Here is a 13,821-nt window from a genome sequence, read left to right as displayed (position 1 = left end):
GTTTACCTCACGCTATCGGCAAAGGATGACAGTTCAGCGACGCGGCAGATATTGCAATGGATCGACTGGCTGTCCCTGGCGACGAATCTCGAAATGCAACTTCACCCGATCCGCCCCGCTCGACCCCATCTCGGCAATTTTCTGTCCCGCCTTGACCTGCTGCCCCTCCCGAACCAGCAACCTGCGGTTGTGGCCGTAGGCACTGACGTAAGTGTCACTATGCTTGATGATGACTAGCTCACCATATCCCCTGAGCCCACTGCCGGCATATACCACACTCCCTGTAGATGCCGCCAGAACAGGCTGGCCTAATTCGCCGGCTATATCAATGCCTTTGTTCAAACTGCTGTTTGAAGAGAATAGACCGATCAACTGGCCGCTGGCCGGCCAGGCCCATCCCTTGGCGGAGATGGCCGGCGCGCCCGCCTGCCCCGCCGCTGCCGGGGCTGCCGCTGCCTGGGTTGCCTGTGGCGCAGGAGCCGTCACACCTTTCGCAGAGGACAATGGCGCGCGGCCAGGACTGACCGGCGCGGGCGACGGGGCCCCACTGGCGACCTGCGCCCTGCCGTCGCCGAAGCGGATCAGCTGCCCGACGCGAATGGTGTAGGGCGGGGCGATGCCGTTGCGCACCGCCAGGGCCTTCCACTCCCAGCCATACCGGCTGGCGATCGAGTAGAGGGTATCGCCACGCTGCACCCGATATTGCCCCTGGGTCACCGGCTGGCGCGTCGGCACACTCGCCGGCCGGCTGCCGATCGACTCACTGGTGCCGCTCGATGTCGCGCAGCCGCCCAGCAGCCCCAACAGCAAACTCGCTCCCAGGCACACCGCAAGCCGCAAACTGCCTCTCAACATAACCGCCCCACATCGCCGTCCTTCCTGCTCGCGCAGATTACCTTGTTCATCGCCTCGACTCAGGCCTCTTGCCCGGGCAGGCGCTGCTGCCGCTTGGCCACCCACTCCAGCCCCAGCACCAGCGCCACGCCACCCAGCGCCAGCAATACCGCCAGCAGCAACTGCGGATCCTGGCCGCTGATGTCGGCATAACTGCCCGGCAGCAGGTTGCTTTGCAGTAGCGGCTGCAGCTGGCCATGGCTATCGGTCCGCCAGCTCAGGGTTTCCTTCCATGGCCAGACCTTGTTCAGCGAGCCGAGCATCAGACCGGCCAGGAAGGTCAGGGTCAGGTTACGCAGATGGTTGAGCATCCAGCTCAGCAGGCGAGCGAAGCTGAGCAGCCCGCAGACACAACCGGCGGCGAATACCAGCAGCACCGCCAGATCCAGGCTTTTCACGGCATCGAGGACGAAGCTGTACAGCCCCATCAGCACCAGCAGGAAACTGCCGGAAATGCCCGGCAGGATCATCGCGCAGATGGCGATGGCACCGGCGAAGAACAGGCTCAGCGGGTCGTGCCCCCACTGCATCGGCGCGGCGACGGTGATCCACCAGGCAAACAGGGCGCCGAGGGCGAAACTCAGCCAGCTCGGCCAGTTCCAGCGGCTGATCTCACGACCGACCAGCCAGGTCGACACCACGATCAGGCCGAAGAAGAACGACCAGATGGCGATCGGCTGATGCTCCAGCAGCCAGGTGATGCCTCGCGCCAGGCTGAACACGCTGCCGAGGATGCCGGCGAACAGCACCAGCAGGAAATTGGCGTTGGCGGTCTGCCAGGCCTGGCGCAGGTTGCCGCGCACGAGCTCGCGCAAGGCGCCGGGCACCGCGGCAATCGAGCGCAGCAGCTCATCGTAGATGCCGCTGATGAAGGCGATGGTGCCTCCGGACACGCCCGGCACCACGTCGGCTGCGCCCATGGCTACGCCCTTGGCAAACAGCAGGAAATAATTTCGCATCAGTCTTTTCCGTAAAACAGACGAGGGACTCAGAATACCGAGCCATTCAGCAAGGGAACGAAACGCACCGGGTCCAGCACCTGGCGGGAAAACCCGCCGCCCTCGCGCACGATGAGCATCAGCTGCTGCTCGTCGCCACTGCCGACCGGAATCACCATCCGCCCCCCCGGGGCCAGCTGGTCGAGCAGCGCCTGCGGCACCTGGGCCGCGGCGGCGGTGACGATGATGCCGTTGTAGGGTGCCAGGGCCGGCCAACCCTCCCAGCCGTCGCCCCAACGAAAGACCACATTGCGCAGGTTCAGTTCGAGCAGACGCTCCTTGGCGCGATCCTGCAGCGACTGGATGCGCTCGACCGAGAACACCCGTTCGACCAGTTGGGCCAGCACCGCGGTCTGGTAGCCGGAGCCGGTACCGATCTCCATCACCTTGTCCAGCGGACCGCCGGCCAGCAGCAGCTCGGTCATCCGCGCGACCATGAACGGCTGGGAGATGGTCTGGTTGTGACCGATCGGCAGCGCGGTATCCTCGTAGGCCCGGTGCGCCAGCGCCTCGTCGACGAACAGGTGGCGCGGCGTGCGGCGGATCACCTCGAGGACCTGGACGTTGCTCAGCCCCTCGTCGTGCAGGCGCTGGATCAGCCGCTCGCGGGTGCGCTGCGAGGTCATGCCGATCCCGCGGCGCTGCAGATCGTCCCTTGTCACAGCAGATTCTCCAGAATGCTCAGACCACGGAAGGCCTCGTGGAAGGTCCGGTCCAGCTGCAGCGGGGTGATCGACACATAACCCTGCATCACCGCATGGAAGTCGGTACCCGGACCGCCGTCCTCGGCATCCCCGGCCACCGCAATCCAGTAGCCCTCCTTGCCGCGCGGGTTGACCGACTTGACCGGCGCCGCCGCCCGCGCCCGGTGGCCGAGGCGGGTCAGCTGCACACCACGGATGCGCTCCAGCGGCAGGTTGGGGATGTTGACGTTGAGCACGGTGCGCGGCGGCAGCTCGAGCTGGTCGTGCATCTCCACCAGACGCCGGGCGATGTGCGCGGCCGCCGGCAGGTTGTCGGTCAATCGCGACAGCAGCGAGAAGGCGAACGCCGGCTTGTCGAGGAAACGGCCTTCTAGGGCGGCCGCCACGGTGCCGGAATACAGCACGTCGTCACCCAGATTGGCGCCCAGGTTGATGCCCGACACCACCATGTCCGGGGTATGCTCGAGCAGGCCGTTGAGGCCCAGGTGCACGCAGTCGGTGGGCGTGCCGTTGATGCTGATGAAGCCGTTGTCCAGCCGCTGCGGATGCAGCGGACGGTCGAGGGTCAGTGAACTGCTGGCCCCGCTGCGGTCGGCATCGGGAGCGATCACCACGCACTCGGCGTAATCCGCCAGCACCTGGTGCAGCGCAACTATCCCTGGCGCGTACACGCCGTCATCGTTGGCGATCAATATTCGCATGGGGTGTCCACAGGTCCTGTCGGCAGCAGGCGCACGAGTTCGCGCACCACCACAGTGGCGAAGCAGCCGGCCGGCAGGACGAATTCCAGTTGCAGGATGTCAGTGGCGGGATAATGCCACGTCAGCCCGCCGATGGGGAGGCGCAGGATACGCCGCGCCTGCTCCAGTCCGGCCTGCTCCAGCCAGCCCACCAGGGCGGCCTCGTCGGCCTGCAGCTGCTGCTCGAGCGCGCGCACCGCAGCGCCGGTTTCCAGTTCGCCGCCGCCGAACAGCGGCCCGGTGGGATGTAGATCCAGCGCGGCCAGACGCGGATCGCTGCATTCGGCCTCGCCGGCGGGGAAAAAGCTGCGACTGTCGGTGAAGGCCAGCAGGTCGCCGGGCTGCGCGCGGTTCCAGCTGCCGTCGGCCACGCGTGCGGCCAGCACACGGTTGAACAGGTAGCTGCGCGCCGCCGAGAGCACCCGAGAGCGACGGTTGCGCTGTTCCGGCAGGGTCTTGCGCTCGGCCCAGTGACGCGCCTCGTGCAGGTTGCCGCCATCGAAGCCGAAGCGCTGCAGGCCGAAGTAGTTGGGCACGCCGCCCGCGGCGATCCGCTGCAGACGCTGCTCCAGCGCCTCGCGCTCGGCCTGCAGGGCAGTCAGACGGATGATGAAGCCGTTGGCCGCATGGGCGCCGCGCTGCAGCTTGCGCGAGTGGCGCGCGCGCTCGAGGATGCGCAGGTCGTCACCCTCGGCGGCAGCCAGATCCGGATCGGCCTTGCCCGCCAGGTGCAGGCTGAACCACTGACGGGTCAGCGCCTGGCGATCCTTGAGGCCCGCGTAGCTGATTGCCTTGAGCGGCACCCCGGCCGCACGGGCGATGCGCTTCGCCGCATCCTCGGTGTTCAGGCCACGCTTTTCCACCCACAGCCACAGGTGCTCGCCGGCACCGGACAGCGGAATGTCCAGCACCTCGTTGACCTGGAAATCCTCGGCTGTGTGCTTGAGCACGGCATGGCCGCAGGGCTCGCCCCAGGCGGTGGGGCCGAGCAGGTCGAGTTCGCCGAGCACGCCACTCATGCCGCGACCAACAGGGCAACCGCATGCACGGCGATGCCCTCCTCGCGACCGGTGAAACCGAGTTTCTCGGTAGTGGTGGCCTTGACGTTGACCTGATCCAGCGCGATGCCGAGATCGGCGGCGATATGGGCGCGCATCGCCTCGACATGGGGGGCCATCTTCGGCGCCTGGGCGACGATGGTGGCGTCGACGTTGCCGACCCGCCAGCCCTTGGCCTGCACCAGGGCAAGGACGCGACGCAGCAGGGCACGGCTGTCGGCGCCCTTGAACTGCGCATCGGTGTCCGGGAAGTGCCGGCCGATATCACCCAGTGCCGCCGCACCGAGCAGCGCGTCGCTCAGCGCATGCAGCAGCACGTCGCCATCGGAATGGGCGATGAGCCCGAACGTGTGGGGAATGCGCACGCCGCCGAGGGTGATGAAGTCACCCTCGCCGAAGCGGTGCACGTCGTAGCCGTGGCCGATACGCATAAGGAAAACGCCCTGGAAAAGTCAGGGCGCGATTCTACAGGACTCGCGCCCGGTAGGAGTCCCATCAGCGGCGCCGGGATGGAAAACCGTACGGCGCTTGCCATGTCAGGCGTTCAGCGCCAGGGCGTGATGGCGCAGATGGTCGTCGATGAAGCTGGCGATGAAGTAGTAGCTGTGGTCGTAGCCAGGCTGCAGACGCAGCGTCAACGGGTGACCGGCAGCGGCGGCGGTAGCGCGCAGCATTTCCGGCTTCAGCTGGATGGCCAGAAAGCTGTCGGCATCGCCTTGGTCGACCAGGATCGGCAAGCGCTTGCTGGCGGTGGCCAGCAGCGCACAGGCATCCCATTGCCGCCAGCTGTCGCGATCCGCGCCGAGATAGCGGGAAAACGCCTTCTCGCCCCACGGGCAGTTGCTCGGATTGGCGATCGGTGCGAAGGCCGACAGCGAGCGGTAGCGCCCGGGATTGCGCAACGCACAGACCAGCGCGCCGTGACCACCCATCGAGTGACCACTGATGCCGCGCCTGTCGCTGACCGGGAAGCTGGCCTCGACCAGCGCCGGCAGCTCGTGCACCACGTAGTCGTGCATGCGGTAGTGCTGCGCCCACGGCTCCTCGGTGGCATTCAGGTAGAAGCCGGCACCGTGACCGAAATCCCAGGCGCCGTCCGGATCGCCCGGCACCCCGGCGCCGCGCGGGCTGGTATCCGGCGCCACCAGCACCAGCCCCAGCTCCGCGGCGAGGCGCTGCGCACCGGCCTTCTGCATGAAGTTCTCGTCGGTACAGGTCAGGCCGGACAGCCAGTACAGCACCGGCAGCTTCTTGCCCTGCTCCGCCTGCGGCGGCAGGTAGACGGCGAACACCATGTCGCATTGCAGGGTATCGGAGTGGTGGCGGTAGCGGTGGTGCCAGCCGCCGAAGCTTTTCTGGCTGGAGAGCAGTTCGAGGGTCATGGCTGGGCTCCTGGCGGATGCGTGTGGCGCGGGTAATGGCTCGTTCATGTGGAAGGCACGACCTCGGGGCGATGCTCTGGATACCCCGGGCGGGCCTGCTGCCCGCATCGCCGCGAGGGCGCGCCTCCTACAGGAGCGCAGCACGCCCGCCCCGCTCACTCAGAAGTGGATGACGGTACGGATGCTCTTGCCCTCGTGCATCAGGTCGAAGGCCTTGTTGATGTCTTCCAGGCCCATGGTGTGGGTGATGAAGGTATCCAGCGGGATTTCGCCCTTCTGCGCCTTCTCCACATAGCTGGGCAGCTCGCTGCGGCCCTTGACGCCGCCGAAGGCGCTGCCGCGCCAGACGCGACCGGTGACCAGCTGGAACGGCCGGGTGCTGATCTCCGCGCCGGCCGGCGCCACGCCGATGATGGTCGACTCGCCCCAGCCCTTGTGGCAGCACTCCAGCGCCGCGCGCATCAGCTGCACGTTGCCGATGCACTCGAAGGAGTAGTCCACGCCGCCGTCGGTCATCTCGACGATCACTTCCTGGATCGGCTTGGCGTGGTCCTGCGGGTTGACGAAGTCGGTGAGGCCCAGCTCGCGGGCCACGGGCTCCTTGGCCGGATTGATGTCGATGCCGATGATCCGGCTGGCACCGGCCATCTTGGCGCCGATGATCGCCGCCAGGCCGATGCCGCCCAGGCCGAAGATGGCCACGGTGGAACCCGCAGTGACCTTGGCGGTGTTGAGCACCGCGCCGATGCCGGTGGTCACCCCGCAGCCGAGCAGGCAGACCTTCTCCAGCGGCGCTTCCTTGGGGATCTTGGCCAGGGAGATCTCCGGCAGCACGGTGTACTCGGAGAAGGTCGAGCAGCCCATGTAGTGGTAGATCGGCTGGCCGTTGTAGGAGAAGCGGCTGGTGCCGTCCGGCATCAGGCCCTTGCCCTGGGTGGCGCGCACCGCGCCGCACAGGTTGGTCTTGCCGGAGGTGCAGAACTTGCACTGGCCGCACTCGGCGGTATACAGCGGGATCACGTGGTCGCCGACCTGCAGGGAGGTGACGCCCTCGCCCACTGCCTCGACGATACCGCCACCCTCGTGGCCGAGGATGCACGGGAACACGCCTTCGGAATCCTGCCCCGACAGGGTGTAGGCGTCGGTGTGGCACACGCCGGTGGCGACGATGCGCACCAGCACTTCACCGGCCTGGGGCGGCTGCACATCCACTTCGACGATCTGCAGCGGTTGGTTGGGAGCGAAGGCTACGGCGGCTCGCGACTTGATCATGCGCAACTCCTGGGAACGATGGATCCGACGCCGCAGCCACCGGCTGCGGGTTTCGAAGAATGGCATAGAGTTTAGATCAGCGCCGGATGGCGAGTAATCGGCGTTCAGGCAAAATATTATTGCCGTACAGGGATAATCCCCTTCGCCAACCGCTCCACCAAAGGAAAGACCATGAACCGCTGGGAAGGACTCGACGAGTTCGTCGCCGTAGCCGAATGTGGCCAGTTCACCGCCGCCGCCGAGCGCCTCGGCGTCTCCTCCTCGCACGTCAGCCGGCAGGTCGCCCGCCTCGAGGAATGCCTGCAGGCCCGCCTGCTGTATCGCAGCACCCGCAAGGTCAGCCTGACCGAAGCCGGGCAGACCTTCCTGCAGCACTGTCGCAACCTGCTCGACGCCCGCGACGAGGCCTGGCGCGCGGTCAGCGACCTGTCCGCCGAACCCAAGGGCCTGCTGCGCATGACCTGCGCGGTGGCCTACGGCGAGCGCTTCGTGGTGCCGCTGGTCAACGAGTTCATGGCCCTGCACCCGCAGCTCGGCGTGGAGATCCAGCTGACCAACCGCCCCCTCGACCTGCTGCACGAGGGCCTCGATCTGGCCGTGCGCCTCGGCCGCCTGGGCGACGAGCGCCTGGTGGCCACCCGCCTGGCCCCGCGGGAGATGTACCTGTGCGCCACACCGGACTACCTCGAGCGCGCCGGCACGCCGCAGAGCCTGGGCGATCTGGCGCGACACAACTGCCTGGTCGGCAGCAGCGACCTGTGGACGTTCGCCGAGGACGACCGGGAAACCCAGCTGCGCGTGCAGGGCAACTGGCGCTGCAACAGCGGCGCCGCGGTGCTCGACGCCGCCCTGCGCGGCTTCGGCCTGTGCCAGCTGCCCGACTACTACGTGCGGGAGCACCTGCACAGCGGCGCACTGGTTGCCCTGCTGGACCAACACCGTCCGCCGAACACCGCGGTCTGGGCACTGCATCCGCCGCAGCGCAACCTGTCGCCCAAGGTGCGCCAGCTGGTGGATTTTCTCAGGCAGCGCCTCGGCGAGTTGGCGGAGTACCGCCAGGCCGGCTGCTCCGACTGAGCGAGGCTACGGGACCTGCTGCACCTGGCGATCCAGCTCGCTGCGCAGCCCCGGATCGAGGCGCAGCTGGCGGGACAGCTCGTCCAGATAGGCGCGCTCCATGAAGTTCTGCTCGTCGACCAGCAGCAGGCTGGCCAGGTACATCTCGGCGGCCATCTCCGGCGTCTGCGCGGCACGCGCCACCGCAGCTGGATCGAGTGGCTGGTGCAGCTCGCGGTCGATCCACGCCAGCAGTTGCGGGTCGTGGCTGAGCTTGGCCACCTCGGCGTCGATCAGCTGACGCTCGCGCTCGTCGATATGACCGTCGGCCTTGGCCGCCGCAATCACCGCCTGCAGGATGGCGTGGCTGTGCTGTTCGACCTGCGCCGGCGGCAGACGGTCGACGGTCTGCGGGGCGCCGGGAGCCGCACCGGTAGCGGCGACCTGCTGTTGCTGCTGCCAGTTGCCGTAGGCCTTATAGGCCATCACCCCGAGCGCGGCCAGACCGCCGTAGGTCAGCGCCTTGCCGCCCAGCTTGCGGGCCTTCTTGCTGCCCAGCAGCAGGCCGATGGCGCCGGCCGCCAGTCCTCCGCCCGCCGCGCCGGAGAGCAGGCTGCCCAGCCCGCTGTCCCTGTCAGCCGAGCGTTCTCCGTTGCGCGGTTGCGAGCTGTTGCCAGCATTGCCCAACAGGCCGGGAACGGCCTTGAGCAGTTGGTCGAGCAGACTGCGGGTATCCATGAGCACTCTCCTGGGGGGAATCGTCCGATGACACGGATGCGGGCCGCCGGGGGCACCCGGCGGTCGCGAAAAAAGTCGGCGCAAGCAAGCAATCAGTCCAACTGCTCGCTGATGTCGCGGATCGGCGTGTCGCGCTGGGCGGCGCGCACGTACTGCGGCGGCCAGGGCAGGCGATGGCCAAGCGCCTCGGCGGCACGCAGCGGCCAGTAGGGATCGCGCAGCAGCTCGCGGGCGAGAAACACCAGGTCGGCCTGCTCGCTGCGCAGCACGTGCTCGGCCTGCGCCGGCTCGGTGATCAGGCCCACCGCCCCGGTGGCGATGCCCGCCTCGCGGCGCACCCGCTCGGCGAAACGCGCCTGGTAGCCCGGGCCGATCGGGATCTGCGCGTTGGCCGCCAGCCCGCCGGAGGACACGTCGACTAGGTCGACGCCATGCTCCTTGAGCAGGCGGCAGACCTCGACCGTTTCCAGCTCGCTCCAGCCGCCGTCCAGCCAGTCGGTGGCGGACAGGCGCACCAGCAGCGGCAATTCGGCCGGCCACACCGCACGCACCGCATCGACCACTTCCAGCAGCAGCCGCGTGCGATTGGCGAAGCTGCCGCCGTACTCGTCGTCGCGCTGGTTGCTCAGCGGCGAGAGGAACTGGTGCAGCAGGTAGCCGTGGGCGGCATGCACCTCGGCCACCTTGAAGCCGGCCTGGAGGGCGCGCTCGGCGGCGCGGGCGAAGTCCTGTACCAGCGCGGCGATCTGCTCGCGGCTCATGGCCTGCGGGGTGTGATGGTTTTCGTCGAAAGGGATCGCCGAGGGTGCCAGCGGTATCCAGCCGCCCTCCTCCAGCGGCACCGAGCCCGCCTTGCCCGACCACGGCCGCCAGGTGCCGGCCTTGCGCCCGGCATGGGCCAGCTGGATGCCGGCGACCGAGCCTTGGCTATCGATGAAACGGGTGATGCGCCGCAGCGGCTCGATCTGCTCGTCGGACCACAGGCCCAGACACTGCGGGCTGATCCGCCCTTCGGGAGTGACGCCAGTGGCCTCGACGACGACCAGCCCGGCGCCACCGGTGGCGCGACTGCCCAGATGGACCAGATGCCAGTCGTTGGCCAGGCCGTCGCGGGCACTGTACTGGCACATCGGCGAGACCGCGATGCGGTTGGGCAGGGTCAGTTGCCGCAGGGTCAGCGGCTGGAACAGCTGGATCATGGTGTTGCTCCGCAGGTCGTCCGTTATCCTGCGGATATTGCGCCGACGGCGGGGAGAATCAAGGGGGCATGCTGGCGCGGGAGCGTGGGAACCCTCGGTCTTATTCAGCGCGGCTCCAGATGGGCCACCAGCAGCTGCACGCTCTCCTGGCCGCGGAATTCGTTGACGTCCAGCTTGTAGGCCACCTCGGCCCAGCGGATGGTCGGGTTGGGCCAGACCTCGCGGTCGACGTTGAAGGCGATGGCGTCCAGCTGGGCGCCACCGCACTCGGTCTTCAGCACCAGCTTGAGGTGGCGCTCACCGACGATGCGCTGCTGGACGATCTCGAACACGCCATGGAATAGCGGCTCGGCGAAGTGCTGGCCCCACGGCCCGGCCTGGCGCAGCTGTTGCGCCAGGTCGAGGCGGAACTCGTCGGCAGCCAGCTGGCCGTCGGTGAGCAGGCGACCGGTCAGATCGTCCTCGACCAACTGGCGACGCACCTCGGCATCGAAGGCGGCGGCGAAGGCGCCGAAGTTGGCCTGCGGCAGCGACAGGCCGGCGGCCATAGCGTGGCCGCCGAACTTGCTGATCAGCCCCGGATGGCAGGCGGCCACCGCGTCCAGCGCATCGCGGATGTGGAAGCCGGGCACCGAGCGCGCCGAGCCCTTGAGCACGCCGTCGCCGGCATCGGCGAAGGCGATGGTCGGGCGGTGGTAGCGCTCCTTGAGGCGCGAGGCGAGGATGCCGATCACCCCCTGGTGCCAGTCGGCGTCGAACAGGCACAGGCCGAACGGTAGCTCCTCGACCTTCAGTTCCTTGAGCTGGGCCAGCGCCTCGCGCTGCATGCCCTGCTCGATGGCCTTGCGGTCGTGGTTGAGCTGGTCGAGCTGCTGGGCCATGTCGCGGGCCAGCGCCTCGTCCTCGCAGAGCAGGCACTCGATGCCCAGACTCATGTCGTCGAGCCGGCCGGCGGCGTTGAGGCGCGGGCCAAGGATGAAGCCCAGATCGGTGGAGGTGATGCGCCGGTGGTCGCGGCCGGCCACCTCGAGCACTGCGCGCAGCCCCGGGCGCGCCCGGCCGGCGCGGATGCGCGCCAGGCCCTGGTGGACCAGGATGCGATTGTTGGCGTCCAGCGGCACCACGTCGGCGACGCTGCCCAGCGCCACCAGGTCGAGCAGCTCGGCCAGGTTCGGCTCGGCCAGGCCGCGGCGGGCGAACCAGTCCAGCTCGCGCAGCCGCGCGCGCAGGGCGAGCATCACGTAGAAGATCACCCCGACCCCGGCCAGCGCCTTGCTCGGAAAGCTGCAACCCGGCTGGTTGGGATTGACGATGGCATCGGCCGCCGGCAGCTCGGGACCGGGCAAATGGTGGTCGGTGACCAGCACCGCGAGGCCGGCCGCCTTGGCCGCCGCCACGCCGTCGATGCTGGAGATGCCGTTGTCCACGGTGACCAGCAGTTGCGGCTGCTTGTCCAGCGCCACCGCGACGATCTCCGGGGTCAGACCGTAGCCGTACTCGAAGCGGTTGGGCACCAGGTAGTCGACATGCGCGGCACCCAGCAGGCGCAGCGCCAGCACGCCGACGCTGCTGGCGGTGGCGCCGTCGGCATCGAAGTCGCCGACGATGACGATGCGCTGGCCCTGCTCCAGCGCGGTCACCAGCAGCTCGACCGCCGCATCGATGCCCTTCAGCTGGCGATACGGGATCAGCCGCGCCAGCGCCTTGTCCAGCTCGGCGGCGGACTGCACGCCGCGGGCGGCATACAGGCGGGTCAGCAGCGGCGGCAGATCGCCGAGGTCGGGCAGGACGTCAGGCAGCGGGCGGGGTTCGATGCGCATGGGGCGGTCGGTACTCGGTTGTGTTGCGGGAAAAGCGTGCCGGCAGGCACCGAGTCATCGGCGGCAGCAACAGCGCCAGCGCCAATGCATCGGCTCGTTCAGGACAAGGGGGCGATCAGCGCTCGCCGACCAGCCATTCGAGCGGCACCTCGTGCTGGCCGCGCTCGTCGGTGATGAACAGCGAACCGTCGCTGATCATCACGCTCCAGCTGATCGCGCGCGGCATATCCTTGGCCAGGTTCTCCAGTGCGGCCTGGTCGACGGCCACCACGTTGATGTTCTTCAGGCTGCGCACGCCATCGAGCACCTTGGTCTGCCAGACGCGCAGGTTGCCGTAGGCGACCAGGCTGAAACACTCGCAGCGCCGCGAGCACCAGGTGATGCGCTCGGCGTCCGGCTGGCCGACCTCGATCCAGTGCAGCACGCGGCCGTCCAGGCTCTTCTCCCACAGCGCCGGCTCGTCGACATCCGACAGACCACGGCCGAACGACAGTTGCTCGTGGTACCACAGCACATAGGCAATCAGGCGCGCCGCCATGCGCTCCTCGGTTTCCGAAGGATGCTTGGCAACGGTGAAGCGCAGGTTCTCGTAGACGCTGCGGTCCAGATCGGTGAGGTTGATGTCGACTTTGTAGGGCGTTGACTGCAGGGCCATGGGCGGGTTCTTGGCTGATCGGGAAAGGTCGCCAGTGTAACCCGAATCAGCGCTCAGGCTGGCAGCGGCTGTGCGGCGTAATGCTCGACCCGGTTGCGCCCGTTGGCTTTGGCCCGGTACAGCGCCTGGTCGGCCAGCGCCAGCAAGCGCGGCAGCTCGTAGCCGGCCTGGGCCACCTCGGCGACGCCGATGCTGACGCTGAAGCACAGCGCCGGATCGGGCATCAGCTCGCTGCACTCCAGGCGGATGCGCTCGGCCACCAGCTCGGCCTGCGCGGCATTGGCATCGGGCAGCAGGCAGGCAAACTCCTCGCCGCCGATCCGGCCGCAGACATCGGACTGGCGGATGCTCTGGCTCAGCACGCGGCCGAAGCCGATCAGCGCCGCATCGCCCATGGCATGGCCATGGCGATCGTTGACCAGCTTGAAGTGATCGAGATCGCACAGCAGGAGAGCCGCCGGGCGCTCCGTGCGCCGGCAGTCCGCCAGCAGGGCCTCGGCGCTGGCCATGAAGGCGCGCCGGTTACCGATGCCGGTCAGCGGATCGCAGTTGGCCACCGCGCGCAAACGCACTTCAGCCCGCTCGCGCACCATGGCCAGGGTGACAAAGGCGATGCCGATCGCGAACAGGAAGGCCTCCAGCAAGCGCCAGGTCACGAAGCTGTCGTCCAGCCCGCTCCACACCCGCTCGATGGCCTGGCCGCTATCCACCAGCAGCAGGCTTGCGCAGAACAGCGCATGCATCAGCGACAACGCCACCGCCGGCAGGATGGCCGCCTGCAGCTGGCGACGCGCGCGCCACAGCTCCCAGGCCGCCATGACGCTGTAGAGGACGGTGAGCAGGGTGACGATCGTCACCCGCCACGGCAGCGAACTCATGAAATGCGGCCACAGACACAGCAGAGCCCACAGCAGAGCACCGCCGACGATGGCCGGCCAGCAGGGTCGCCGGCCAGCGAACACGCGCATCGCCGTCCAGCCAAACCCCGCCGCCAGGCGCAGCAGCGCCTGACCGAGCACGATGGACAGGCTGTCCATCCCGATGCCGCGCAGGCTCACCACCAGGGTGCCCAGCGAGGCCAGCAGCAACATGCCGGCCATCCAGCCAAGGGTCGCCTCGTTCTCGCTGCGTCGCCAGGCATGCAGCATCAACGCGCCGAGCAGGGCAAGCACGCAGATGTCGAGCAGCAGCAGGGTCGGCAGATGCAGGGTCATGCGCAGACTCGCGTGATGAGTTGGCCAGGGACGGCTTGGAATGGCGTCTGCCCGCGGGAAACGGTGAGCCAGCTCACACTCTACGGGCGGA

General features: G+C 68.2%; 14 protein-coding genes. 1 reads left to right on the top strand and 13 read right to left on the bottom strand.

What is annotated here, in order from left to right; translation table 11 throughout:
• Positions 1-33 precede the first annotated feature (33 nt).
• The 8 genes from BM297_RS10440 to BM297_RS10405 all read right to left on the bottom strand — a co-directional run bounded on the left by BM297_RS10440 (position 34) and on the right by BM297_RS10405 (position 7,048).
• A complete protein-coding gene (locus BM297_RS10440) occupies positions 34-855 on the bottom strand; it encodes a peptidoglycan DD-metalloendopeptidase family protein (protein ID WP_092431023.1) in 822 nt (273 codons plus the stop codon).
• Positions 856-914: 59 nt separating this feature from the next.
• Entirely contained in the window at positions 915-1,853 is a 939-nt protein-coding gene (locus BM297_RS10435) for a polyprenyl-phosphate transporter (RefSeq protein WP_092431018.1), read from the bottom strand.
• Between the two features lie 29 nt (positions 1,854-1,882).
• On the bottom strand, positions 1,883-2,518 hold the full coding sequence (locus BM297_RS10430) for a protein-L-isoaspartate(D-aspartate) O-methyltransferase (RefSeq protein ID WP_092431354.1): 636 nt from the start codon (positions 2,516-2,518) through the stop codon (positions 1,883-1,885).
• Positions 2,519-2,550: 32 nt separating this feature from the next.
• Positions 2,551-3,297 carry a 5'/3'-nucleotidase SurE gene (surE, locus tag BM297_RS10425; protein WP_092431013.1) on the bottom strand — a complete coding sequence of 249 codons (747 nt, stop codon included), beginning with the start codon at positions 3,295-3,297 and terminating at the stop codon, positions 2,551-2,553.
• Positions 3,285-4,355, bottom strand: coding sequence for a tRNA pseudouridine(13) synthase TruD (gene truD / locus BM297_RS10420; RefSeq protein ID WP_092431007.1), 1,071 nt, complete (start codon positions 4,353-4,355; stop codon positions 3,285-3,287). The genes surE and truD overlap by 13 nt, the downstream gene beginning before the upstream one ends.
• The gene (gene ispF / locus BM297_RS10415) at positions 4,352-4,825 is read right to left on the bottom strand and encodes a 2-C-methyl-D-erythritol 2,4-cyclodiphosphate synthase (protein ID WP_092431002.1); all 474 of its coding nucleotides are present in this window, start codon (positions 4,823-4,825) and stop codon (positions 4,352-4,354) included. Before ispF ends, truD begins: the two co-directional genes overlap by 4 nt.
• A gap of 105 nt (positions 4,826-4,930) precedes the next feature.
• Positions 4,931-5,776 (bottom strand): S-formylglutathione hydrolase, encoded by an 846-nt coding sequence (fghA, locus tag BM297_RS10410; protein WP_092430999.1) that lies wholly within the window; start codon positions 5,774-5,776, stop codon positions 4,931-4,933.
• Positions 5,777-5,935: 159 nt separating this feature from the next.
• Positions 5,936-7,048 carry an S-(hydroxymethyl)glutathione dehydrogenase/class III alcohol dehydrogenase gene (locus BM297_RS10405; RefSeq protein ID WP_092430997.1) on the bottom strand — a complete coding sequence of 371 codons (1,113 nt, stop codon included), beginning with the start codon at positions 7,046-7,048 and terminating at the stop codon, positions 5,936-5,938.
• 171 nt (positions 7,049-7,219) lie between these two features.
• Between BM297_RS10405 and BM297_RS10400 the strand changes: the two genes are divergently transcribed.
• Entirely contained in the window at positions 7,220-8,125 is a 906-nt protein-coding gene (locus tag BM297_RS10400) for a LysR family transcriptional regulator (protein WP_092430995.1), read from the top strand.
• A 6-nt stretch (positions 8,126-8,131) separates the two neighbouring features.
• On the opposite strand, the gene BM297_RS10395 is transcribed toward BM297_RS10400, so the two are convergent.
• The 5 genes from BM297_RS10395 to BM297_RS10375 all read right to left on the bottom strand — a co-directional run bounded on the left by BM297_RS10395 (position 8,132) and on the right by BM297_RS10375 (position 13,730).
• Positions 8,132-8,842: a tellurite resistance TerB family protein gene (locus tag BM297_RS10395; protein ID WP_092430993.1), complete on the bottom strand. Its 711-nt coding sequence runs from the start codon at positions 8,840-8,842 to the stop codon at positions 8,132-8,134.
• A gap of 92 nt (positions 8,843-8,934) precedes the next feature.
• The gene (locus BM297_RS10390; RefSeq protein ID WP_092430991.1) at positions 8,935-10,041 is read right to left on the bottom strand and encodes an NADH:flavin oxidoreductase/NADH oxidase; all 1,107 of its coding nucleotides are present in this window, start codon (positions 10,039-10,041) and stop codon (positions 8,935-8,937) included.
• A 104-nt stretch (positions 10,042-10,145) separates the two neighbouring features.
• Positions 10,146-11,861 carry a single-stranded-DNA-specific exonuclease RecJ gene (gene recJ / locus BM297_RS10385; protein WP_092430990.1) on the bottom strand — a complete coding sequence of 572 codons (1,716 nt, stop codon included), beginning with the start codon at positions 11,859-11,861 and terminating at the stop codon, positions 10,146-10,148.
• 115 nt (positions 11,862-11,976) lie between these two features.
• Positions 11,977-12,516: a YaeQ family protein gene (locus tag BM297_RS10380; RefSeq protein ID WP_092430987.1), complete on the bottom strand. Its 540-nt coding sequence runs from the start codon at positions 12,514-12,516 to the stop codon at positions 11,977-11,979.
• A 53-nt stretch (positions 12,517-12,569) separates the two neighbouring features.
• Entirely contained in the window at positions 12,570-13,730 is a 1,161-nt protein-coding gene (locus BM297_RS10375; protein ID WP_092430985.1) for a GGDEF domain-containing protein, read from the bottom strand.
• Positions 13,731-13,821 lie beyond the last annotated feature (91 nt).

Source organism: Geopseudomonas sagittaria (assembly GCF_900115715.1).
Classification (GTDB): Bacteria; Pseudomonadota; Gammaproteobacteria; order Pseudomonadales; family Pseudomonadaceae; genus Geopseudomonas; species Geopseudomonas sagittaria.
The sequence above is the reverse complement of the archived record's forward strand: the minus strand, read 5'-3'. Positions and strand labels throughout refer to the sequence as shown.

Coding starts and splice junctions, on each gene's coding strand:
- ispF (WP_092431002.1), bottom strand. CDS start 4,825: ATGCGTATCGGCCACGGCTACGACGTGCACCGCTTCGGCGAGGGTGAC.
- BM297_RS10390 (WP_092430991.1), bottom strand. CDS start 10,041: ATGATCCAGCTGTTCCAGCCGCTGACCCTGCGGCAACTGACCCTGCCC.
- recJ (WP_092430990.1), bottom strand. CDS start 11,861: ATGCGCATCGAACCCCGCCCGCTGCCTGACGTCCTGCCCGACCTCGGC.
- BM297_RS10395 (WP_092430993.1), bottom strand. CDS start 8,842: ATGGATACCCGCAGTCTGCTCGACCAACTGCTCAAGGCCGTTCCCGGC.
- BM297_RS10400 (WP_092430995.1), top strand. CDS start 7,220: ATGAACCGCTGGGAAGGACTCGACGAGTTCGTCGCCGTAGCCGAATGT.
- BM297_RS10375 (WP_092430985.1), bottom strand. CDS start 13,730: ATGACCCTGCATCTGCCGACCCTGCTGCTGCTCGACATCTGCGTGCTT.
- BM297_RS10405 (WP_092430997.1), bottom strand. CDS start 7,048: ATGATCAAGTCGCGAGCCGCCGTAGCCTTCGCTCCCAACCAACCGCTG.
- BM297_RS10435 (WP_092431018.1), bottom strand. CDS start 1,853: ATGCGAAATTATTTCCTGCTGTTTGCCAAGGGCGTAGCCATGGGCGCA.
- BM297_RS10440 (WP_092431023.1), bottom strand. CDS start 855: ATGTTGAGAGGCAGTTTGCGGCTTGCGGTGTGCCTGGGAGCGAGTTTG.
- BM297_RS10430 (WP_092431354.1), bottom strand. CDS start 2,518: ATGACCTCGCAGCGCACCCGCGAGCGGCTGATCCAGCGCCTGCACGAC.
- truD (WP_092431007.1), bottom strand. CDS start 4,355: ATGAGTGGCGTGCTCGGCGAACTCGACCTGCTCGGCCCCACCGCCTGG.
- BM297_RS10380 (WP_092430987.1), bottom strand. CDS start 12,516: ATGGCCCTGCAGTCAACGCCCTACAAAGTCGACATCAACCTCACCGAT.
- surE (WP_092431013.1), bottom strand. CDS start 3,297: ATGCGAATATTGATCGCCAACGATGACGGCGTGTACGCGCCAGGGATA.
- fghA (WP_092430999.1), bottom strand. CDS start 5,776: ATGACCCTCGAACTGCTCTCCAGCCAGAAAAGCTTCGGCGGCTGGCAC.